We start from the raw sequence: 23,988 nt of genomic DNA, 5'->3' as shown, positions 1-23,988 counted from the left end.
CTGCGTCAGCGTGCGTCGGTCACGCAATCCGGCTGTCGCGCAGTGACGCATGAGGGCATCAGGTGTCGCCAGTTGGCGATGCGATATCGCGCGGGGTCGACGCAGATCGACCCGCACGGAACACGGCCTTGCGCCGTGGAGTTGGGAGGGCACGTCCGCGTGCCGTAACCGTTGCCCGGGTCCATTGGGATCCCGGGAGTGTCTGACGATCAACAATAAGAAAGAGAGGGTTCTTTAATGTCAGTTCAATCCATCCCCCACGCTGGATCCCGTCGTTTCAATCGTTCCGTACTGGCCTGCGCGCTGGCCGGCTGCATGCTGCTGGGCGCCGCGCCCGTCATGGCCCAGTCGACCGCTGCCACCTTGCGTGGACAGGTCAGTGATGCCTCGGCCGATACCACCATCACCGTGACCAACATCGCCACCGGTTTCAGCCGCACCGTCAAGGCTGCTGCCGATGGCGCCTACAACGCCGCAGGCCTGCCGCCGGGTTCGTACAAGGTCGATGTGGTCAGCAACGGCCAGGCGAGCAGCAAGACCGTGACCCTGGCTGTCGGCCAGACCGCGACACTCAACCTCGGCGAGACGGCCGCTGCACCTGCGGGCGATGCCACCGACCTGGGTGCGGTCAAGGTGACCGCGGCCCCGTCGGCACTGGTGGAAACGCGCACCTCGGAGAACGCGACCTATATTTCCAACGTCCAGATCGAACGCCTGCCGCAGGCCACGCGCAACTTCCTGGAAGTCGCCGACACCGTGCCCAGCGTGCAGTTCATCCGCGGCAGCGACGGCAATACCAAGATGCGCTCGGGCGCGACCTCGGCCGATGGCACCAACGTCTATATCGATGGCATCAGCCAGAAGAGCTACGTGCTGACCGGCGGCGTGAGCGGCCAGGATTCCAGCCGCGGCAACCCGTTCCCGCAGTCGGCGATCGGTGAGTACAAGGTCATCACCTCCAACTACAAGGCCGAGTACGACCAGGTGAGCAGTGCTGCGATCGTGGCCTCGACCAAGTCAGGCACCAATGATTTCCATGGCAGCTTTTTCTGGGACACCACCAACGACAGCTGGCGCGCTGAAAGTCCGCTCGAGAAGAAGGCCGGTGAGCGCGATGATTTCGCCGAAACCGAGTGGGGCGCGACGTTCAGTGGGCCGATCCTCAAGGACCGCGCGCACTTCTTCATTGCGTATGAAAACAAGGAGTACACCACGCCGACCACGGTCATCCCGGGCTCGATCTATTCCGATCGCGTGGATGAACTGCCGGAATCCCTGCAGTCCCTGGTGACCAGCTACAGCACGCCGTTCAAGGAAGACCTGGCTTTCGGCAAGATCGACTGGACCATCGGTGACAACAATCTGTTCGAGCTGACCGCGAAGTACCGCAAGGAAGACGAGCTGTCCGACATCGGCGATACCACCACCTACAGCCATGGCAGCAGCAACGGCCAGGAAGAAAAGCGCGCCAACCTGCGTTGGCAGTACAGCGGCCAGCGCTTCCTCAACGAGTTCAACCTGAGCTACGAAAGCGCGTTCTGGCACCAGGACCCGCTGACCGATGGCGTCGGCTATGTGCTTGCCTATGCGCCTTACACCACCGATGCCAGCGGGACCAGCACCGCGAGCGAGCAGACCACCATCCTGACCGCCGGTGCGGGCAGCAGTTACCAGGACAAGGGCCAGAAGGGCTGGGCGGTGCAGGATGACCTGACCCTGGACAGCATGGAGTGGCACGGCAGCCACACCTTCAAGGTGGGCTTCAAGTACAAGTCGGTGGAACTGGATTCGACCCAGATCAACCCGGCCAACCCGCAGTACTACTACAACATCCTCACTGACACCGACACGCCGTACAAGGTCAGCTGGGGCGACGACAGCAGTGGTGGTTCGGTCGTTTCCAAGAACAAGCAGTACGGCGTCTACCTGCAGGACGACTGGGAGATCAACGATCACTGGACCCTGAACCTGGGCGTGCGCTACGACTATGAAAAGACCCCGTCGTTCCTGAACTTCGTCACGCCAAGCGACGTGGCCAGCGCGCTGCAGAACTGGAGCAACCTGGACAACGCCAACTACAACATCAACGACTACATCAGCACCGGCAGCAACCGCAAGGCGTTCAAGAATGCGTGGCAGCCCCGTCTGGGCGCGTCGTATGACTTGTTCGGCGACCAGGAGCACGTGATCTACGGCGGTGCAGGCCGCGCCTACGACCGCAACCTGTTCGATTACCTGGCCCTGGAGCAGCTCAACAACAGCTTCAAGTCCTACAGCTATTACTTCAGCAGTGCCAACAACCCGTGCCTGGGCTCGCCCTGCGTGGCATGGGACGACAGCTATGCAACCGCGGAAGGCCTGGCTGCGCTGTCCAGTAGCTCGACCGGCGGTGGTGGTCGCGAGATCTACCTGATCGACAACAACATCAAGGTGCCGTACTCGGACCAGTTCAGCATCGGCATGCGTAACACGCTGCACTTCTGGAACAACGACTGGTTCACCGACGTGTCGCTGAGCCGGATCGAGAGCCATGACGGCTTCGTGTTCCTGCGCGGCAACCGCCTGGCGGACGGCTCGTTCCTGGCCGCAGGCACCACCTCGGGCGCGCCGAGCGATTCGCCGGATGGTTACAGCGCGATCGTGCTGGGCACCAATGGCCTGGAGACCCGCAACAACCAGCTGGCGATGAAGATCGAGAAGCCTTACGACAAGGAATCGGGCTGGGGTGTCAGCGTGGCCTATACGTTCTCCGATGCCCAGGAGAACCGTGCGTTCGGCGAACACTATTCACTGGACTACGAATCGATGGCGGGCTACGGCTGGCACCAGGCCGCGGGCATTCCAAAGAACCGTCTGGTCGTCACCGGTATCTACGACCTGCCATACGACATCAGCCTGTCGGGCAAGCTGTCGCTGGCCAGCCAGACGCCGGTGTATGGCTACAACTGCCTGTCGGGCAGCTCGCAGTGCTACATCGAGCAGTTCACGCCTGACAACACCTTCGGCTACAAGGAATTCAGCCTGGCGTTGAACAAGGAGCTCGATACCGGCACGAACATCAAGATGAACGTCCGCGCCGACATCATCAACCTGTTCAACTGGGTGAACTACTCGACCTACAGCACCGACACCGGCACCTCGAGCGACCTCAATACCGCGTATGCGTCACCGACCGGGCTGCTGGCCTCGCCGATGCGCACCTTCAAGCTTTCCTTCGGCCTGAACTGGTAAAAGGTGTTCCCCGGAGGCCGCATCGGCGGCCTCCGGTTTCCATGTCGGTCATGAAAGGGTGAGGGATGATCAGAACCATCGCGGGACTGTCGCTGGCCTGCATGGCCGTATCGGCATCGGCCCAGGGCGCCGCCGGCGGCGCGCGCATCATCGACGGCTTCGATGACCCCTCCACCTGGAAAGTGGTCACCTCCAACCAGGTGACCGCGGCTTTGCGCGTGGTGCCCGGAGCAGAGGGCGGCAAGGCCCTGTGCCTGGATTACGACTATCACGGCGTGTCCGGCTATGCCGGCGTGCAGCGCGAGGTCCAGATCGATTATCCGGACAACTACCGCTTCGATTTCAAGATCCGTGGCCACTCACCGGCCAATGATCTGCAGTTCAAGCTCAGCGATCCCTCCGGCGACAACGTGTGGTGGGTCAATCGCCCGAGCTACGATTTCCCGGAAGACTGGACGCAGGTCACCTATCGCAAGCGTCACATCGACAAGGCCTGGGGTCCGGACCCGGACAAGACGTTGCGCAAGAGCGCAAAACTCGAATTCACCATCTACAACAATGCCGGCGGCAAGGGCTCGGTCTGCCTGGATGCGCTGACGTTCACGCCGCTGCCGGCCGAAGACACCTCGCCGCTGATGGGCAGTGCGAGCGTCTCTGCTGCCAATGTCGGCAGCAGTGCGCTGCAGGCCGTGGACGGCAGGCCGGAGACGGCCTGGTACGCCGATTTCGATGCCGCCAGTGAGCCGCAGCTGACCCTGGACCTGGGCAGGCTACGCGAATTCGGCGGCCTCAAGCTGGTCTGGAAGCAGGACGAATACGCCTCCGATTACCTGTTGCAGCTGTCCGATGACGGCCAGCAGTGGCGCGACGTGCGCTCGGTCGTCGATGGCAATGGCGGCGCCGACTGGATCGCGCTGCCGGAATCCGAAGCGCGCTACGTGCGCGTGCTGCCGGTGCAGGGGCCGCATGCCTCGTTCGGCCTGGCCGAACTGCAGGTGTTGCCGCTGGCGTTCTCGGCCACGCCCAATGATGTAGTCAGGTCGGTGGCATCCAATTCGCCCCGGGGCTGGTTCCCGCGTGGCTTCAGTGGCCAGCAGCCGTACTGGACCATCATCGGCCTGGACGGCGGTACCGAGCAGGGCCTGATCGGCGAGGACGGCGCGGTGGAAGTGGGCCGCGGCGGGTTCAGTGTCGAGCCGTTCGTGGTCACCGACGGCCGCCTGCTGAGCTGGGCCGACGTGAAGCAGAAACAGACCCTGCAGGACGGTTACCTGCCGATTCCCAGCGTGGAATGGACCCATCCATCGCTGCAGCTGACCACCACGGCGTTTGCCGATGGCACGCCGGCCGATTCGCAGCTGGTGGTGCGCTACCGCCTGCGTAATCCGGGCAATGCCTCGCACAGCTATCGTCTGGCGCTGGCGCTGCGACCATTCCAGGTCAATCCGCCGACCCAGTTCCTGAGCGTGCAGGGCGGGGTCAGCCGGATCGACACGCTGTCCTTCGCCGGCAAGGCGGCCAGCGTCAACGGCACGCCGCGCGTATTCGCCTCGCAGGCGCCCGATGCGGTGTTCGCCAGCACCTTCGACGGCGGCATGGACGTGGCACAGCTGGCCGGCGATGCCTTGCCGGACAGCACCAGTGTGGTGGATGAAACTGGACTGGCATCAGGCGCGTTCGTCTACGACCTCACCCTGGCAGCGGGCGAAACGCGCGAGTTCGACCTGCGCATTCCGATGACCGGCAAGCCGAAGTGCGCTACCACCGTGGTCGCGGCTGACTGCAGCGCGCAGGCGCGGCAGGATGCGGTAGCCAAGGTCTGGCGCGACAAGCTGGACCGGGTGAGGTTCACCGTGCCGGCTGCTGGCCAGCCGTTGGTGGATACCTTGCGCACGTCGACCGCGCACATGCTGATCTCGCGTGTCGGACCGCGCTTGCAGCCGGGCACGCGCTCGTACAACCGCAGCTGGATCCGCGATGGCGCGATGATTTCCGAAGGCCTGCTGCGCATGGGCCGGCCGGAGGTCGTGCGCGAGTACATCGACTGGTACGCGCCATACCAGTTCAAGGACGGCATGGTGCCGTGTTGCGTGGACCGTCGCGGCAGCGATCCGGTGCCGGAAAACGACAGCCACGGCGAGCTGATCTTCGCGGTGGCCGATTACTGGCGCTATACCGGCGACAAGGCCTTCGTGCAGCGCATGTGGCCGCACGTGGAGGGCGCGTACCGCTACATGGAGAAGCTGCGCCTGTCCGAGCGCACCGAGGCCAATCGCGCGAAGAATCCGGCCTTCTACGGGATGATGCCGGTGTCGATCAGCCACGAGGGCTATTCGGCCAAGCCCGTGCATTCGTACTGGGACAACTTCTGGGCGTTGCGCGGGTACAAGGACGCCGTCGAACTGGCCAGGTTGCTGGGCAAGACCGACGAAGCCAGGCGCATGGCCGCCTCGCGCGACCAGTTCCACGCCGACCTGATGGCTTCGCTGAAGCTGGCGGCCAAGCAGCACAACCTGGATTTCCTGCCGGGTTCGGCCGAGCTGGGCGATTTCGATTCGACCTCGACCACGATCGGCCTGGCCCCGGCCGGCGAACAGGCCAACCTGCCGCAGCCGCTGTTGAACAACACCTTCGAACGTTACTGGACCGATTTCGAGAAGCGTGCCGACGGCAGGCGCGAGTGGAAGGACTACACGCCCTACGAATGGCGCAACGTGGCTGCGTTCGTGCGGCTGGGTTGGCGCGAGCGGGCCGACGACGCGGTGCAGTTCTTCTTCGGTCATCGCACGCCGCTGGCATGGAACCAGTGGGCCGAGGTGGTGTCGCACACGCCGCGAAAACCCTTCTTCGTCGGCGACCTGCCGCACGCATGGGTCGGTTCGGACTTCGTCCGCACCGCGCTGGACATGTTTGCCTACACCCGCGAGAGCGATGACAGCATCGTGCTGGCGGCAGGCATTCCGGCGGCGTGGCTGGACGGGCAGGGCATCGCCATCTCCGGCTTGCGCACGCCGGATGGACCGCTGGGCTATTCACTCAAGCGCGATGCCGGAACGCTGCAGCTGGACGTGCCGGCAACCGGGATCAAGCTGCCCAAGGGCGGCCTGGTGCTGCAATGGCCGTACGCCAGCGTGCCGGGCAAGACCACGGTCGGCGGCAAGCCGGCCAAATGGAATGGCAACGAACTGCGCGTCACCGCGCTGCCGGCGAACGTGCAGGTGGCCGCGCCCTGAGGCGCGGTCACTCATCCGCCAGCAATGAGGTGACCTGCAGGCCGCGGAACTCGGCGCGGCCGCCTTGCGCGAACAGCCGCACATGGTCGTCGGCGGGATCAGGGAAGATCAGGTCGGTGACGACCACGCTGCCATCGGCGGCGAAGACTTCCACCGAACCGCGGTCGACCACGATGTGCAGCGCCAGTTCGCCTTCGCCGGACAGCGGCACGTGCACGATGTGGCGCGTGCTGAACTTGGGCGAGAATCCGCTTTCGCCGGCCGCGCTGCGGTCCACGGTGAGGGTCTTCGCAGCCGGGTCCAGGATGATCCTGGTCCCGCGCGCGCCGTCGGCTGAAGCGCGCACCACGATGCCCAGTTGCTGCGCCGACGAAGGATGCAGGCGCAGTGCGATGTCCAACACCTGACCCCGTGCCTGCGGGCCAAGGTCGCGGCTGGCGCCGTCCAGGGTGATGTCCGGCCACTGCGTGGCCTGGTGTGCCGCCACCAGCCGGGTGTATTGCTCCACCGGCGTGGAGACCAGCCGCGGCACGCCTTCGACCGTACGCAGGGACAGTTCGCGTGGCAGCGCCATGGCGCCTTTCCAGGGCCGGGTGGGCGCCTGGCTTGCATAGTCCCAGTTGCTCATCCAGCCGATCGTGATGGCCTTGCCTGCGGGGGCGTTGGCGAAGGTGCCGGCTGCGTAGTAGTCCGCGCCATGGTCCAGCCAGCGGTAACGCGCCGGGTCCGAGCCGGCCGTGGCCACGTCCTCGGCCACGAACCTGGTGCCGTCGAAATGGCCGATGAAATACTGGGTGCCCGAACCGCCGGCGATGGACCATGGATTGACGTTGACGATCATCACCCACTTGGCCTTGCCTGCATCGCCGTCCAGCGGCAGCGGGAACAGGTCGGGCATTTCCCAGAGCATGCCGGGACGGGTGTAGCCGGTCGGGCCGAAGTCGCTGAGGAATTCCCAGTCGCGCAGGTTGCGCGAGCGGTAGAGCTTGACCACCTGTGCATCGGCCACGACCGTGGCCATGATCCAGCTGTCCGATGGCGCATGCCAGAAGACCTTGGGATCGCGGAACTGTTTGGATTCCGGGGCCAGGGTGAGCACTGGATTGGCAGCGTACTTGTGCCAGGACGTGCCGCCATCGGTGCTGTAGGCCAGCGACTGTGCCTGGGTGCCGGGCGCGTGGCCGGTGCCTTCCTTGTAGACGCTGGTGTACAGCGCCACCAGCACCGGCGAATCGCCGTTGCCCAAGCCCGAGCGGTTGTGTGCATCGAGCACGATCGAGCCGGAGAAGATGTCTTCCTGCGGCGTGTTGGCCATTGCCACGGGATGTTCGGTCCAGTGCAGCAGGTCAGCGCTGGAAGCATGGCCCCAGGACATGTTTCCCCATTCGGCCGCCTGCGGGTTGTATTGGTAGAACAGGTGATAGCGGCCTTCGAAGAACACCAGCCCGTTCGGGTCGTTCATCCAGTTGCGTGCTGGGGTGTAGTGCAGGGCGGGGCGCCATTGCGGGGTGCCCGGTTCAGGCGGCTGTCCAGGGCTGGAACAGGCGCACAGCAGGGAGCAACTTGCGCAAAGCAGGAACAGGCGTGCGGCAATGCATTTCATCGCGGCGTTCCCTGGTGTGATTTTGCGAAAAAGTTTAGGTTGAAATGCCAGCGCTGCGCGCAGTTAATTGCGAAAAATGGGCTGAAAATTCAGCTATTTCAGCAGCGCGTGACAACTCGTGTAACGGCCGAAGTAGAGTTTTTATTTCGCTTGTGGAAGGCGATTCCGAGTGATAGCAGTGCGCGTGTGTCCGGCTTGTGTTGGGCACGCATTCATCTCACGAGGAAGCCGCCATGTCCTATCGTCACGATAAGAAAAAGGCGCGGCTCTGCAGCGTGGTTTCCGCAGCGTTGCTGGTAACCGCATCCTTGTTTTCCTTGCAGTCGGTCTCCGCACAAGGTGTTCCCGAGCCGACGTTCCATAGCCAGCAGGCTCATGATCCGGCAAGCAACTTCACCGCACGCTGGACGCGCGCCGACGCACGCCAGATCCAGGGCATGTCCGATCTCAACGTCCCCACCGGACAGAACTCGATGCCGTCGTGGCTGACCATGCCCGACATCCCGGCCGATTTCCCCCAGACCAATTCGAGCGTCTGGGTCTGGGACACCTGGCCCCTGGCCGACTTCAACGCCAACCAGATCAGCTTCCGCGGCTGGGAAGTGATCTTCTCGCTCACCGCCGACCAGAGTGGTGGCTACAGCTTCGACGACCGGCATACGCATGCGCGCATCGGCTATTTCTATCGACGTGCGGGGATCCCGGCACGTTGGCGCCCGCGGGATGGCGGCTGGATCTACGGCGGCCACGTGTTTCCCGATGGCTCCAGCGTGCGCATCTTCGGCAACATACCGCTGTCGCAGAATGCGGAATGGTCCGGCTCGGCGCGGCTGCTGGGCGTGGATGGCAGGGTCAGCGTGTACTACACCGCGCTGGCCTTCAATCGCAATGCCAATGACGAGGACATCACGCCGTCAACCGCGATCATCGCCAGGACCGATGGTCGGATCATGGCCAACCGCAACCGGGTCTGGTTCTCCGGTTTCAACGACCATCTCGCGTTGCTGCGACCCGATGGCGTGTACTACCAGACCGGTGCGCAGAATCCGTACTACAACTTCCGCGATCCGTTTCCCTTCCTGGACCCTGCGCACCCGGGCAAGGTCTTCATGGTGTTCGAGGGGAATTCGGCGGTCGAGCGTGGCGCACGTGCCTGTACCGAGGCCGACCTTGGCTATGCGGCCAACGATCCCGAGCGTGAGGACCTGGAAGAGGTGATGGACTCCGGCGCGGTGTACCAGATGGCCAACGTGGGCCTGGCCGTGGCCACCAATCGTGCGTTGACGCGATGGAAATTCCTGCCGCCGATCCTGTCGGCCAACTGCGTCAACGACCAGACCGAACGTCCGCAGATCTATTTCAAGGATGGCAAGCGTTACCTGTTCACCATCACCCACCGTTCGACCTACGCCGCGGGCATGGATGGGCCGGATGGGGTCATGGGGTTCGTCGGCAACGGCATCCGCAGTGACTTCCAGCCGATGAATGCGGGCAGCGGGCTGGTGCTGGGCAATCCCACCGACCTCAACAGCCCGGTAGGCGAGCCGTACGCGCTGGACCCGGACCAGAATCCGCGCACCTTCCAGTCCTATTCGCACTACGTGATGCCAGGTGGCCTGGTGACCTCGTTCATCGATGCCATCGGCACGCGGCGCGGTGGTGCCTACGCTCCGACGGTGCGGATCAAGATCAGAGGTGCGTCCTCGTCGCTGGACACCAGCTACGGCACGGGCGGGCTTGGTGGCTATGGCGACATCCCGTCCAACCTGCCGTTCCCCTGGAACTTCCCGCTGTCGCGGAGCTTGCCGTCGCTGAGCGGGCGGGATGCCGATGGCTGAGCGGGCGATGCATGAAGCGGTTTCGTAAATCCCGGTCATCCGCGAAAAAAAAGCCGCCCTTCGGGCGGCTTTTTTCGTACTGCGACTGCGCTCGGATCAGCCGCCGCGGACCTGCTTGACGATCTGCGCCGCGCGCGCGGCGGTGTCGCGGACCGAAGTCCAGTCGCCGGCCTGGATCCAGTTTTTCGGCACCATCCACGAGCCGCCGATGCAGACCACGTTCGGCTGGGACAGGTATTCGGCAGCGGTCGCCTCGGTGATGCCGCCGGTGGGGCACAGCTTGAGCTGCGGCACGGGGCCGTGCAGGCCCTTGATCATCTGCAGGCCGCCCACGGCCGTGGCCGGGAACAGCTTGCACACGTTGAAGCCCAGGTTGAGCAGGGTCAGCAGTTCGGTCGGCGAGGCCGCTCCGGGAACGACCGGGATCGGCGCGGCAGCCAGCGCGTGGGCCATGTGCGCCGGGGTGCCCGGGGTCACGATGAAGTCCGCGCCTGCGCCCACGCACTGGTCGATCTGCTCGATGGTCAGCACCGTGCCGGCGCCGATGGCGAAACCAGGCAGCTCTTTCTTCAGCGTGGCCAGCGCTTCCATCGCGATCGGCGTGCGCAGGGTCAGTTCGATCACCGGCAAGCCGCCTTCCAGCAGCGCGTTGGCGACGCCGCGGGCCTGGTCCAGGGTATCCACGGCGACCACCGGCAGGATGCCGGCGGAGGACAGGAGGGCTTCGGTCTGTTGCTGGCGCTTGGAGAGAGTCATCGATGTGTCCTGTGCGGAAAAAGAGAGCAGCGCGGCGCCGGTCAGGCGTCCTTGGATTCGTGGGGCGCGCCTGCGGCAGCGGGTACGTGGCCCAGCTCGTACTCGGCGTCCACTTCCCAGCCGTGTTCGGGCGAAGGCGGGCCGCAGGAGATCGACAGCGCGCCCTGGTCGGCAGGCGTGACCTGTGCGCGGCTCAGCGCGAACAGGTTGCGGCCCATGTCATGCGAGGGCCTGGCGGTATCGGGAGCGAGGGTGCGCAGCTTCCATTCTTCCGGATCGACCTGTGCTTCCAGGATGCCGGCTTCGGCATCGAGCAGGATCATGTCGCCTTCGCGCAGGCGCGCCAGCGGGCCACCGGCGGCAGCTTCGGGGGTGATGTGGATGGCGGCGGGGATCTTGCCCGAGGCGCCGGACAGGCGGCCATCGGTGACCAGCGCCACGCGCCGGCCCTGGTTCTGCAGCAGGCCCAGCAGCGGGGCGAGCGAATGCAGTTCCGGCATGCCGTTGGCCTTCGGGCCCTGGTAACGCACTACCGCCACGAAGTCGTGCGGCAACACGCCGGCGGCGTGCAGCTTGTTGAGGCTGCGTGGATCGTCCACGACCACGGCCGGTGCATGGATGCGGCGGTACTCGGGCTTCACGGCCGAAGTCTTGATCAGCGAACGGCCCAGGTTGCCGCGCAGCAGGCGCAGGCCACCCTGGGCTTCGAACGCGTTGGACACGGGGCGCACGACGGCTTCATCGGCACTGCTGGTGATGCCCGGTGCGTAGGCCAGGCGGCCTTCGCTCAGGCGCGGTTCGTCGCAGAACGCGCGCATGCCGCCGGAAACGATGGTCGGGATGTCGTGCATCATCCCGGCGTCGAGCAGTTCGCGGAACACGTACTGGGTGCCGCCGGCCGCGGCGAAGCGGTTCACGTCGGCCTCGCCGTTCGGGTACACACGGGCCAGCAGCGGCACGGTCTGCGAGATCTCGTCGATGTCGTCCCAGGTCAGGATGATGCCGGCTGCACGCGCCACGGCCACCCAGTGGATGGTGTGGTTGGTCGAACCGCCGGTGGCCATCAGCGCGGCGATCGCATTGACGATGGCGCGTTCGTCGATCAGGTGGCCGATCGGGCGGTAGTCCTCGCCCAGCGCGGTGATGTGCAGGGCGCGTTCGGCGGCGGCGCGGGTCAGGGCATCGCGCAGCGGCGTATCCGGATTGACGAACGAGCTGCCCGGCAGCTGCAGGCCCATCGCTTCGAGCAGGGTCTGGTTGGAATTGGCAGTGCCGTAGAAGGTGCAGGTGCCGGCGCCGTGGTAGCTGGCCGACTCGGCTTCCAGCAGTTCCTCGCGGGTGGCCTCGCCAGCGGCGTAGCGTTCGCGCACCGCGGCTTTTTCCTTGTTCGGGATACCGGGCGTCATCGGGCCAGCGGCGACGAACACCGCCGGCAGGTGGCCGAACGCCAGTGCGCCGATCAGCAGGCCCGGCACGATCTTGTCGCACACGCCCAGGTACAGGGCGGCATCGAACATGTCGTGGCTGAGCGAGATCGCCGTGGACTGGGCGATCACGTCGCGCGAGAACAGTGAAAGCTCCATGCCCGGGCGGCCCTGCGTGACGCCGTCGCACATGGCCGGCACGCCGCCGGCCACCTGCGCGGTGGCGCCCAGTTCACGGGCCACCTTGCGGACGATTTCCGGATAGGCCTCGAACGGCTGGTGGGCCGAGAGCATGTCGTTGTAGGCGGTGATGATGCCCAGGTTGGGCGTCACATCCGCACGCAGCCGGCCCTTGTCGGTCGGACCACTGGCGGCGAAGGCGTGGGCCAGGTTGCCGCAGCTCAGGCGGGTACGCTGCGGGCCGGCGCTGAGGATGGCGTCGATGCCGTCCAGGTAGGCCTGGCGCGGCTGCGCGCTGCGGCGACGGATGCGGTCGGTGACGGCTTCGATACGCGGGTGCAGGGTCATTGGCTGGCAGCTTGTGACTGAATCAGGAAGGGAAGTCGCGTGTTCCGTTGAGGAGACCACTAGCAATACCAGTTGGTGGTCAGTTCATCGTCAACGCGACGTTATGCCGGATTCTAACGCGATCCAACCCGCCAGGTGGGCTGGCGGAAGAGTACCAATACGAGTCCAGTCAAGCTTTCGCAGGCGTGGCCTGGGTTTCGCGTGGCGCACCGAAGGTTTCCACCGCCGTGGCGGCCGCGCCGAGCAGGCCTGGCTGCGGATGCAGGTTGGCCAGGACCGGGATATTGCCCATCGCCGGCGAGAAACGGCCCTTGTGCTCGAAGCGCTGGCGAAAGCCCGAGCGCTGCAGCTGCGGCAGCAGGCGCGGGACCAGGCCGCCACACAGGAAGACACCGTCCCAGGCGCCCAGGGTCAGCACCAGGTCGCCTGCAATCGCACCGAACACGGCGAAGAACACGTCCAGCGACTGCAGGCAGCGGGCATCGCCTTCGGCCGCACGCGAGGTCACGTCCGATGGCTTCAGCGGACCGGGGTCTTCACCGGCCATTTCGCTCAGCGCGCGGTGGATGTTGACCAAGCCCGGGCCGCAGATCAGGCGCTCGTTGGAGACGCGGCCGAACTGGCGCGACAGGCGTTGCAGGATCTCGATTTCTTCCGGATTGCCGGGCGGAAAACTGACATGGCCGCCTTCGGTTTCCAGGGCGATGCGCTTGCCGTCGCGGATCAGCAGGCCGCCAGCGCCCAGGCCGGTGCCCGGGCCGATCACGGCATAGGTCCGCTTCTTGGAAAGCGGTGCCGGCTTCCAGCGCGCCGGGCCGACTTGGGCTACGTCTTCCGGCCCCAGCAGCGACACGGCCATGGCCTGGGCGGCGAAATCGTTGATCAGCTTGATGCCTTCGAAGCCCAGCATGCTGCGCATGCGCGGCACCTTGATCACCCATGGGTGATTGGTGATGCGGGCTTCGTCGCCATCCACGCGGCCGGCCACGGCAAACACGCCGTTGCGGGCCTTGGAGCCGGTTTCGTCCAGGTAGTGCTTGGCCGCATCGGCCAGCGAAGGAAACTCGGCCACCACGTATTCCCGGGTGCTGTCAGCCAGGAACGGGTTGTCGGCGGAGGTGTCGGCCAGCGCGAAGCGCGCGTTGGTGCCGCCGATATCGGCCAGCAGGACGCACTGCGCGGGGTCGGGTGAGGTCATGCGGGAGAGTCCTGAGGCTGGGTGGGAAACGACACGTCCAGCACTGACGGCGGGTGCCGACCGCTGGGCGCGGCGGATGTTAGCGCGTGGCCCGTTCAGGCGAGGTCCCGCATACGAATGCGGTGATGATTCCGACATGGCCCCCTCCGGCAGTGTCGATGATGAAATGATTGCGTGATGAAAACGCTTACATGGCAGAATACCGCGCTACGCCGGCTTCCGTCACGGGGGCAGGCGTCACCTTTTTGCAGTGCGGTGCGCGGGGAGGTTCCGTTGCATCGCAGCAAGTTCTTGAACGCCCACGGGAGTGACGATGGCGAGTGTGCAGCTGGATCAGGTCCGCAAGGTCTACGACAACGGCCAGGTCGCCGTGCAGGGAGCCAGCTTCGAGGTCGCCGATGGCGAACTGATGGTGCTGGTGGGTCCGTCCGGTTGCGGTAAGTCCACCCTGCTGCGGATGATCGCCGGCCTGGAGGAGATCAGCGGCGGCACGCTCAAGATCGGTGACCGGGTGGTCAACGAAGTGGCGCCGAAGGACCGCGACATCGCCATGGTGTTCCAGTCCTACGCGCTGTATCCACACATGACCGTGGCCGAAAACCTGGCCTTCGGCCTGAAGCTGCGCAAGCACGACAAGGCCACCATCGACGCCCGGATCAAGGCCGCGGCCGAGACGCTTGGCCTGACCTCGATGCTCGACAAGCTGCCCAAGGCGATGTCCGGCGGCCAGCGCCAGCGCGTGGCGCTGGGCCGGGCACTGGTGCGCGAGCCGGCGGTGTTCCTGCTGGACGAGCCGCTGTCCAACCTGGATGCCAAGCTGCGCAACTCGCGGTCCGGACCGAGATCGCGCGCCTGCATCGCCAGCTGGGCACCACCATGATCTACGTCACCCACGACCAGGTCGAAGCGATGACGCTGGGCCAGCGGATCGTGGTGCTCAAGGATGGCGAGATCCAGCAGATCGATACGCCGAAAGTGCTTTACGACCGTCCGGCCAATCTGTTCGTGGCCGGTTTCCTGGGCAGCCCGGCGATGAACTTCCTGCACGGCCGCCTTGAAGGTGGAGACCGCGCCAAGCTGGTCCAGGCCGACGGCCAGGAAGCACTGCTCGGCACGCTGCCTGCCGCGTTGAGCGAATGGATCGGTCGCGAGGTGGTGGTTGGCGTGCGTCCGGAAGACCTGCAGCTGGCGGGCACGGGTGAAGCCGCTTTCCAGGCAGATGTGGAGGGCGTGGAATTCGTCGGCAACGAGGCCTTCCTGCACCTGCGCTTCGGTCCGCAGCTGCTGGTGTCGCGCGTGGCCCCGCAGGCTTCGCCCGAGATCGGCGATCGCCTGTCCATGGCACTGCCGGTGGACCGCCTGCATGTGTTCGATCCGGCATCAGGTCTGAGCATCGCCACGCGCTGACGGCCACTGCCGCGGTGTGAACGTGGCAGGTTTGTGAGGCATGATGCCGGCCAGGCTTGGTGTCGGGAATCGTCATGGCGTTCTGGACGAAATCCAGGTGGTTCCTCTGGGCGCCGGTGGCTGCGCTGGCGCTGGTCGGACTTTACGCGGCGCTGGGATTCTGGGCGCTGCCGCGGGTGCTGCGCTCGCAGGCCACCGACTACGTCAGCCAGGTCCTGCACAAACCGCTGACGCTGGGCGAGATCCGGTTCAATCCTTTTACCTTCCAGCTTGATGTGGCCGACATCGCCGTCGGCGATGCCGCTGGCAAGGACAGCCGTCCGCTGGTAGCGCTACGCAGGTTGCATGCGGATTTCCAGGTGTCGTCGCTGTGGCGGCGCGCCTACGTGTTCCGCGAGATCATCCTGGACGGGCCGTATGCGCATGCGTTGATCCGCCCGGATGGATCGCTCAACCTGGCCGAGCTGTCTCCCCCGTCCAAGGACGATGGCCCGCTGCCGTCGCTGCAGATCTGGTCGCTCACCGTGACTGGCGGCAAGGTCGATTTCGCGGATTGGAGCCGGCGGGTCAAGCCAGAGAAAACCCTGTCGCCCATCGATTTCACCCTGCGCAATTTCAGCACCACCGATACCGGCAGCACCTTCACCTTCGGTGCCCGCACCACCCAGGGCGAGCGCTTCGGCTGGAGTGGCAACCTGTCGCTGCAACCACTGGCGTCCAGCGGCGCCTTCCGCATCTCGGCGCTGCAGGCGCGCAGCGTGTATGCCTTCCTCGAAGACAGCCTGCCGATGCAGCTGTCCGATGGCACGTTGGAGCTGGCTGGGCGGTATGACTTCACCGGCGCCGGGCCGGAAGGCGTGCAGTTGGAGATCACCCTGGCCGAGGCGCGCGCCAACCAGCTTGCGCTGCGTGCGCGTGGCGTGGAACAGGACTGGGTGGTGTTGCCGAGTGCCGCACTGGACAACACCCGGCTGTCGCTGGGGCGCCATGCCGTGCAGATCGACGCAATCCGCATCGACGGCATGAAGGCGCAGCTGTGGCGCGAAGCCGACGGTCACCTCAACCTTGAGCGCCTGCTGGCCAGCCCGCCGCCCGCCGCCAATGCAACGCCAGCACCGGCCAACGCGGATTCCGGGTGGACCGTCAATGTCGGCCGCTTCGCGCTGGAGGGAGGCGATGCGGTGTTCGACGATCGTGCGGTGCGGCCAGCTGCCCGGTTCCAGTTGGCGCCGCTGGCGGTGACGGTGAAAGACGCCAGTCTGGACCTGGCCAGGCCGCTGCCGGTGGAGGTGCGCGCGACGCTCAACAAGACCACGCCGGTCGAACTGCAGGGCACGCTGGTGCCCGATACGCTGGCGGCGGACCTGCAGGTGAAACTGGGCGCCTTGCCGTTGCAGTCGCTGCTGGGCTACCTGCCGCGGTATCCGGCGCTGACATTGAAGTCCGGCCGTGTCGAGGCCGCGGGCAAGCTGGTGATGCAGCCGACCGGGGCGCCCGGGCCGGACCTGTCCTTCAAGGGCGATGGCGCGGTCACCGGCCTGAATATCGTCGAGCGCGCGGACGGGCGCGATTTCCTGTCCTGGGAGCGTGTCCAGATCAGTGGCATCGACTACAGCGCTGCGCCCGATGCCTTGACGATCCGCGAGATCCGGGCGGACAAGGCCTCGGCACGGGTGCTGGTGTCGCAGGATGGCTCGGTCAACCTGGTCAGCATCTTGTCTGCACCCAGTGAGACGCCGGTCGCGAAGTCCAGTACGCCCGCCCAGGCCGAAATGCCGCTGCGCATCGGGCAGCTGACCCTGCGCGACGCGACCGTGGCCTTCGCCGATTACTCCATCGATCCGAACTTCTCCGCGCGCATCGACAAGCTCAGCGGGCGCGTGCGCGGCCTGTCCACGGCTACCGATTCGGTCGCCGACATCGACCTGAAGGGGCAGGTGATCAACCAGTATTCGCCGGTCACCATCACCGGTGGCACCCGGCCGTTCGCGTTCGACAAGCACACCGACATCGCGGTGGCCTTCCGCAACATCGACCTGCCGTTGTTCAACCCGTATTCGGGCCGGTTTGCCGGGTATTCGATCGCCAAGGGCAAGCTGACCACCGAGCTGCATTACCGCATCGACGACCGCAAGCTGCAGGCCTCGCACCACGTGATCCTTGACCAGCTGGAGTGGGGCGCGGCCACTGACAGCAAGGACAAGGTGTCGCTGCCGGTGCGGCTGGCGACCTCGCTGCTCAAGGATCGCCATGGCGTGATCGACCTGGACCTGCCGGTGACCGGGACGTTGGACGACCCCAAGTTCCGGATCGGCCCGGTGATCTGGCAGGTGATCAAGAACGTGCTGACCAAGGTGGTGATGGCGCCGTTCTCGTTCCTGGGTTCGCTGTTTGCCGGGGCCGAGGATGCACAGTTCGTCGATTTCGCGCCGGGCTCGTCCGTGCTCCCGGAAGCCGCCGGCGCGCATCTGGCGTCCCTGGCCGAAGGGTTGGCCGACCGTCCGACGCTGCGCCTGGACATTCCAGCCGGCACCGTCGCCGGGACCGACGATGCGGCACTGGCGCAGCAGCGCCTGCAGGCGGCGCTGGCGGGCGAGGGCGATGCCGTCGCGCTGGATACCTTGCCCGCCGACGACCAGGTCAAGCTCTTGAGCAAGCTCTATCGACAGGTGCTGGGGCACAAGCCAGAACCACCGGATGCCGAGCCCAGCACCGACGCGGCCGACGCGACGCGCAAGGAGCGGCACCAGGCGCGCGACCAGGCCGAAGCCGCGTGGCTGCAGGCTGCGCTGCTGGCGCACTACGCTCCGGCGCCGGCAGACCTGCAGTCGCTGGGGCGCGCCCGTGCCGACGCGATCCAGGATGCGTTGCTGGCCGGCGGCAAGCTGGACCCGGCGCGCGTGTTCATCACCACCAACAAGGCGCCGGTCGTCCAGGCCGGTGCGGTCCGGCTGGAACTGGGGCTGGAATAGGCCGTCGGCGCCCGGGCCGGCGCCGGTCATGGCCGTTATACTGCCCAATCGGCGTCTGGCGCGTGCGCAATATTTCCAAGCCTGGTCAATGGGTTAAGTGCCAGACATCACCCTGATCCTCATCTAAGACGGCGCGTGTTGCCCCCAGCACCGCGGTCCCGGAAACCTACGTCGCATGCGCCTGTCCACGATCAAGCTGTCTGGTTTCAAATCCTTCGTCGATCCCACCACGCTGCACCTGCCGACCAACATGACCGGCGTGGTCGGCCCCAATGGGTGCGGCAAGTCGAACATCATCGACGCGGTGCGCTGGGTCATGGGCGAAAGCTCGGCCAGCCGCCTGCGCGGTGATTCGCTGACCGACGTGATCTTCTCCGGTTCGTCTGCACGCAAGCCGGTGTCGCAAGCCACGGTCGAGCTGATCTTCGACAACTCCGACCACACGATCTCCGGCGAATTCGCCGCGTTCAACGAGATCTCGGTCAAGCGCACCGTCAGCCGCGACGGTCAGAGCAATTACTACCTCAACGGCACCAAGTGCCGCCGCCGCGACATCACCGACCTGTTCCTGGGCACCGGGCTTGGCCCGCGCAGCTACTCGATCATCGAGCAGGGCATGATCAGCCAGATCATCGAGGCCCGCCCGGAAGACCTGCGCGTCTTCCTGGAAGAAGCCGCCGGCATCTCCAAGTACAAGGAGCGCCGCAAGGAAACCGAGACCCGCATCCGCCACACCCGCGAGAACCTCGAACGCCTGACCGACCTGCGCGAGGAAGTGGACAAGCAGCTCGAACACCTCAAGCGCCAGGCGCGCCAGGCCGAGCAGTACCAGGCCTTGCAGGAAGAGCGCCGGATCAAGGATGCACAGTGGAAGGCGCTGGAATACCGTGGCCTGGATGGCGAACTCACCGGCCTGCGCGAAGGCCTGTCGGTCGAGGAAACCCGCCTGCAGCAACTGATCGCCGAACAGCGTGAAGCCGAAGCCCAGATCGAAGGCGACCGCCTGCGCCGCGACGAAGCGGTGGAAACGCTCAACCGCGCCCAGGCCGACGTCTATCAGGTGGGCGGCAACCTGGCTCGCATCGAACAGCAGATCCAGCACCAGAAGGACCTCTCAAGCCGTCTGTTCAAGGCCCAGGCCGAGGCGCAGGCGCAGCTGGCCGAGCTGGGCAGCCATATCGACAGCGACAGCGCGCGGTTGGCGGTGCTGCGCGAATCACTGGACGAAGCCGAGCCGCAGCTGGAGCAGCTGCGCGAAGAGGACGTCATGCGCCAGGACGCGCTGCGCGAGGCCGAGGCCAAACTGGCCGACTGGCAGGCGCGCTGGGAAGCGCATGGCCGCGCTACCGCCGAGTCCTCGCGCGCCGGTGAGGTTGAGCGGACCCGCGTCGATTATCTGGATCGCCAGTCGCTGGAATCGGATCGCCGCCGCGAAGCACTGACTGCCGAGCGTGCTGGTCTGGATCTGGAAGCGCTGGCTTCGGCTTACGAGGCGCTGTTCGAAGAGCACGAAATCAAGAAGGCCGCGCTGGACGAGCTGACCGAAGCGGTCGAACTGCGCAAGCAGGACGTCGATGGCTTCAGCGAACGCCAGCGCACGTTGCAGGCCCAGCAGGCCGATGTGCGCAAGAGCGCCCAGGCCGCGCGCGGCCGGTTGTCGTCGCTGGAAACCCTGCAGCAGGCCGCCCTGGGCCAGGAACAGGGCGCGGCCGTGGCCTGGCTGAAGGCGCGTGGGCTGGATTCGGCCACGCGCGTGGGTGAAGCGCTTACCGTCGAAGCCGGCTGGGAAAACGCCGTGGAAGGCGCGCTCGGCCGCCTGATCGAAGGCGTGCTGGTCGAATCGCCGGAATCGCTGGTCGAGGCGCTGGCCGACCTGGGCGAAGGGCGGATCGCGCTGGTTTCGCCGCAGGAGGGCGCGGAAGCCTTCGCGCCGACTTCGCTGGCAGCCAAGGTGCAGGGCCCGCTGGCCGTGCGTCGCCTGTTGTCGCGCTTGCATGCGGTCGAGGACCTCGCCGCTGCGCGCGCGCTGCAGGCGCAGTTGCCGGCCGGCGATGCGGTCATCACCCGCGGTGGCGAGCGGCTGGGCGAGGGCTGGGTGCACATCCAGCGCTCCGGCGCATCCAAGCAGGGCGCGCTGCTGCGCGAGCGCGAGATCCAGTCACTGCGCGCCGAGATCGAAACCCTGCAGGCGCGCGAAGCGCAGGCCGAGCAGGAACTGGCCAGCCTGCGCGAAGCCGCGCTTGCCGGCGAGCAGGCCCGCGAAGAAGCGCAGCGCAGCTTGTACACCGCGCACCGCGGCGTATCCGAACTCGCTGGCCAGCTGCAAGGTCAGCAGGGCAAGGTCGATGCGGCCCGCAACCGGATCGATCGCATCGACGGCGAGCTGGCGCAGTTGGGACAGGCGCTGGAAGAAGCCCGCGACCAGGCCGCCGAAGCGCGCCTGCGCCTGGAAGACGCGGTCACCCGCATGGCCGACCAGGAAGACGCACGCATCGCCATGGATGCCGAGCGCCGTGACATCTTCACCGCCCGCGATGCGGCCCGCGAAGCCGCACGCGCCACCCGCGAGGCCACCCACGCGCTGGCGTTGACCCTGGAATCGCAGCGCACCCAGGTTGTCTCGTTGACCCAGGCGCTGGAACGCATGGGGGGGCAGCGTGGCCAGCTGGATTCGCGCCTGGGCGAGATCACCCTGCAGCTGACCGAAGGCGGCGACCCGGTGTCGTCGCTGGAATCCGAGCGTGAGAACGCGCTGCACGAGCGTGTGCGCACCGAACGTGTGCTGACCGAGGCGCGCACCGCGCTGGACGGCATCGACATCGGCCTGCGCCAGTACGAGCAGACCCGCCAGCAGCGCGACGAACAGGCGCTGGCCCAGCGTGAGGCCATTGCCCAGCGCCGCCTGGACCAGCAGGCTTTGGTGCTGAAGGCTGAGCAGCTGTCCGGCGCGGTCGAGCAGGCCGGCTTCGTGCTGGCCGCGGTGATCGAAACCCTGCCCGAGGTGGCCAAGCTGTCCGACTGGGAACAGGCCGTGCAGCAGATCGACGGCCGCATGCGGCGCCTGGAGCCGGTCAACCTGGCTGCCATCCACGAATACGGCGAGGCCAGCACCCGCAGCGAATACCTGGAGTCGCAGAACGCCGACCTGACCGCGGCGCTGGAGACGCTGGAAGAAGCCATCCGCAAGATCGACCGCGAAACCCGCGGCCGCTTCAAGGACACCTTCGACCGCGTGAACTCCGGCGTGCAGGCGCTGTATCCGCGCCTGTTCGGTGGTGGCCATGCATATCTGGAACTGACTGGCGAAGACCTGCTCGACACCGGCGTGACCATCATGGCGCGCCCGCCGGGCAAGCGCGTGTCCAGCATCTCGCTGCTGTCCGGCGGCGAGAAGGCGATGACCGCGGTGGCGCTGGTGTTCGCCATCTTCCAGCTCAACCCGGCGCCGTTCTGCCTGCTGGACGAGGTCGACGCGCCGCTGGACGAAGCCAACGTCGGCCGCCTGGCGGCGATGGTCAAGGAGATGAGCGAGAAGGTGCAGTTCCTGTTCGTCAGCCACAACAAGGCGACGATGGAAGCGGCCAACCAGCTCTCCGGTGTGACCATGCGCGAACCCGGTGTCTCGCGCCTGGTCTCGGTGGACCTGGCCGAAGCCTCGCGTCTGGCTGGCGCGGCCTGAGCGCCCGGAGTGAGCGGAACTGCCTTGCCGCTCGCTCCTCACTTCTCGCTGGTTCCACTCACGCTTCGCCCCATCGGGGATGGATGCCTCGCGCCAAGCGTGGCACCATCGCGCCTGTTTCGGAAAAGGAGCGCCTGCTGATGTCGGATGTGATGATGCTGCGGATTGGCATCGCCGTGGTGGGCGTCATCCTGATCGCGGCCATGGTGTTGTTCGGTCGGCCCAAGAAGCCGCCACAGGGCCGGCGCCTGGAGTCGGGCGAACGCGAAGCTTCGCGCGTGGAGCCCAGCTTGGGCGGCGAAAACGCCGGGCACAGCGGGCAGGGCGACTACAGCGGTGAGGGCGTGATCCAGCCCGACCTGGGCCTGGCCGATACCAGTGCCGCCGACAACGACCTGGGCAAGCGCCCGGGTGCGGATTTCGACAAGATCATCTCGCTGTACGTGGCCGCCAAATCCGGGCAGACGCTGCGCGGCGAGGACATCGTGGTGGCGGCCGAGAAGACCGGCCTGACCTTCGGCCACATGAACGTGTTCCATCGCCTGATCGAAGGCCACCCCGAGCGCGGCCCGGTCTTCAGCATGGCCAACATCATGCAGCCGGGCAGCTTCGACATGGCTGCGATCCGTGAGCTGGAAACCCCGGCGATCGCCTTCTTCCTGACCCTGCCGGCACCGATGACCGCGCTGGACGCCTGGGAAATGATGCTGCCCAACGTGCAGCGCATGGCCGAACTGCTCGATGGCGTGGTCCTGGACGACAGCCGCAACGCGCTTGGCCGCCAGCGTATCCAGCATATCCGCGAGGAACTGCGCGGCTACGACCGACAGCATGAAGCCCCGCCGCTGAGCAAGACCCCGCGCTGGTGAATCGGCGCTCCGGTCAGGTGGCCGGGGCCTGCGGTGTCCTCGCCATCAGGTGCCGCAAGCGCAGGTAGCGGGCGAACAGCCACATCAGCAGGACCAGCAGCGCGGCGATGGCCAGGTAGGTCATCCGTCCCAGCGACAGCGCGCGCAGCAGCAGCGCGCCGGCATACGACAGTGCGATGCCGAAGGTGAACATCTCCAGGGATTGCCGGCCCAGGGTGCTGAAGGCTTCAACGATCCGGTGTCCGCCCCAGCGGTGCAGCCTCGTCTGCTGCAAGACGCCGCACAGCCAGAACCAGGCGAACAGCACCAGTGCCGCATGTGCGAGCCGTAGCGGCGCCAGGTCACGTTTGTCCCACCATCGCATGTCGGTCAGCGGCATCACCTTGCGGTCGATCAGGAAGAACACCGTCATCGCCGCTAGCGTGGAGAGCAGCGCGAAGGCGATGCGCGGGTGACGCGCCGCATCCTGCAGGTGTTGCAAGGCCTGCAGGCGCCCGCCGACGATGCCGCCGATGAACAACAGCTGCCAGGCGTAGCGGTTGAAGTAGCCCGATTCTCCCGGTTGGCCCAGCGACGCGGCCACCGACTGCCACTGGCTCAGGACATACAGCGCCAGCGAGGCGGCCAGGACGGTCCGGGGCCAGCGGATCACCAGGGGCACCAGCGGGATGCAGGCCAGCAGGAAGATCACGTAGATCTGCAGTACGTCCAGCAGCGGCGGGCTGTCGCGCAGCAGCAGGAAGGCCCGTGCGGCCTGGTGCGGTGTCCAGACCAGGTCGTGCATCCGCAGCTGCGTGGCCAGTTGTTCCGGCAGCACGCCACATAGCGCCAGCAGGCACAGGAACGCCAGCGCGTTGTATAGGTACAGATGCCCGGCGCGATGGCTCAGGCGTACGAACGAAAGCCCGGCCGACATGCCCGGCTGCGCGTAGATCAGGCCCACCAGATAGCCGGAAATGAAGAAGAACAGTTCGGCCGAGGATGAATACCCCAGCGTCGTGGGCGTCCAGAGCGCCTTGCCGGGATAGCCCAGCAACTGGGTCAGCAACGAATAGTGGTTGAGCGTGATGACGATCAGGCAGATGCCGCGGATGAAATCCAGCGGCACCATGCGTTCGGGCGGGCGGGACGCCACGGGAGGTCCTCCTTGGGCGCAGTGACGCTCAAGAAGTAGCAACGCAGGTGGCAAGCATGCCAGGCCAGTCACGGGACCCGCGTTGTTGCCAGGGCGCGGGACTCATCGGCTTGGT

At 66.1% G+C, this 23,988-nt stretch carries 11 protein-coding genes and 1 pseudogene; 7 read left to right on the top strand and 5 right to left on the bottom strand.

Features of this window, described 5'->3' with window-relative positions; all coding sequences use genetic code 11:
- The first annotated feature begins 237 nt into the window (after positions 1–237).
- Together O8I58_RS04370 and O8I58_RS04365 are read left to right on the top strand one after the other, a co-directional pair.
- Entirely contained in the window at positions 238–3,231 is a 2,994-nt protein-coding gene (locus tag O8I58_RS04370) for a TonB-dependent receptor (RefSeq protein ID WP_298321005.1), read from the top strand.
- Positions 3,232–3,332: 101 nt separating this feature from the next.
- Positions 3,333–6,464: a discoidin domain-containing protein gene (locus O8I58_RS04365; protein ID WP_298322731.1), complete on the top strand. Its 3,132-nt coding sequence runs from the start codon at positions 3,333–3,335 to the stop codon at positions 6,462–6,464.
- A gap of 7 nt (positions 6,465–6,471) precedes the next feature.
- On the opposite strand, the gene O8I58_RS04360 is transcribed toward O8I58_RS04365, so the two are convergent.
- Positions 6,472–7,926: a glycoside hydrolase family 32 protein gene (locus O8I58_RS04360; RefSeq protein WP_298321003.1), complete on the bottom strand. Its 1,455-nt coding sequence runs from the start codon at positions 7,924–7,926 to the stop codon at positions 6,472–6,474.
- A gap of 374 nt (positions 7,927–8,300) precedes the next feature.
- Between O8I58_RS04360 and O8I58_RS04355 the strand changes: the two genes are divergently transcribed.
- Positions 8,301–9,905, top strand: a complete 1,605-nt coding sequence (locus O8I58_RS04355) for a glycoside hydrolase family 68 protein (RefSeq protein WP_298321001.1) — start codon at positions 8,301–8,303, stop codon at positions 9,903–9,905.
- Between the two features lie 96 nt (positions 9,906–10,001).
- Here the strand turns inward: O8I58_RS04355 and eda are convergent, their stop codons facing one another.
- The 3 genes from eda to glk form a co-directional block, all read right to left on the bottom strand.
- Positions 10,002–10,661 carry a bifunctional 4-hydroxy-2-oxoglutarate aldolase/2-dehydro-3-deoxy-phosphogluconate aldolase gene (eda, locus tag O8I58_RS04350; RefSeq protein ID WP_298320999.1) on the bottom strand — a complete coding sequence of 220 codons (660 nt, stop codon included), beginning with the start codon at positions 10,659–10,661 and terminating at the stop codon, positions 10,002–10,004.
- A 41-nt stretch (positions 10,662–10,702) separates the two neighbouring features.
- Positions 10,703–12,613, bottom strand: a complete 1,911-nt coding sequence (gene edd, locus O8I58_RS04345) for a phosphogluconate dehydratase (RefSeq protein ID WP_298320997.1) — start codon at positions 12,611–12,613, stop codon at positions 10,703–10,705.
- A 169-nt stretch (positions 12,614–12,782) separates the two neighbouring features.
- The gene (gene glk / locus O8I58_RS04340) at positions 12,783–13,811 is read right to left on the bottom strand and encodes a glucokinase (protein ID WP_298320995.1); all 1,029 of its coding nucleotides are present in this window, start codon (positions 13,809–13,811) and stop codon (positions 12,783–12,785) included.
- Between the two features lie 313 nt (positions 13,812–14,124).
- Here glk and ugpC point away from each other — a divergent pair.
- From ugpC to zipA, 4 genes and pseudogenes are all read left to right on the top strand, one after another.
- Positions 14,125–15,218, top strand: a pseudogene (ugpC, locus tag O8I58_RS04335) (sn-glycerol-3-phosphate ABC transporter ATP-binding protein UgpC).
- A gap of 74 nt (positions 15,219–15,292) precedes the next feature.
- Positions 15,293–18,190 carry a DUF748 domain-containing protein gene (locus O8I58_RS04330; protein ID WP_298320993.1) on the top strand — a complete coding sequence of 966 codons (2,898 nt, stop codon included), beginning with the start codon at positions 15,293–15,295 and terminating at the stop codon, positions 18,188–18,190.
- A gap of 175 nt (positions 18,191–18,365) precedes the next feature.
- Positions 18,366–21,869, top strand: coding sequence for a chromosome segregation protein SMC (smc, locus tag O8I58_RS04325; protein WP_298320991.1), 3,504 nt, complete (start codon positions 18,366–18,368; stop codon positions 21,867–21,869).
- A 140-nt stretch (positions 21,870–22,009) separates the two neighbouring features.
- On the top strand, positions 22,010–22,738 hold the full coding sequence (gene zipA / locus O8I58_RS04320; RefSeq protein WP_298320989.1) for a cell division protein ZipA: 729 nt from the start codon (positions 22,010–22,012) through the stop codon (positions 22,736–22,738).
- A 13-nt stretch (positions 22,739–22,751) separates the two neighbouring features.
- Here zipA and opgC read toward each other — a convergent pair whose 3' ends face one another.
- On the bottom strand, positions 22,752–23,873 hold the full coding sequence (gene opgC, locus O8I58_RS04315; protein WP_298320988.1) for an OpgC domain-containing protein: 1,122 nt from the start codon (positions 23,871–23,873) through the stop codon (positions 22,752–22,754).
- Between the last annotated feature and the right edge of the window lie 115 nt (positions 23,874–23,988).

It is taken from the genome of Pseudoxanthomonas sp. (assembly GCF_027498035.1).
Lineage (GTDB): Bacteria > Pseudomonadota > Gammaproteobacteria > Xanthomonadales > Xanthomonadaceae > Pseudoxanthomonas_A.
This window is presented reverse-complemented; position numbering and strand designations above follow the sequence as displayed.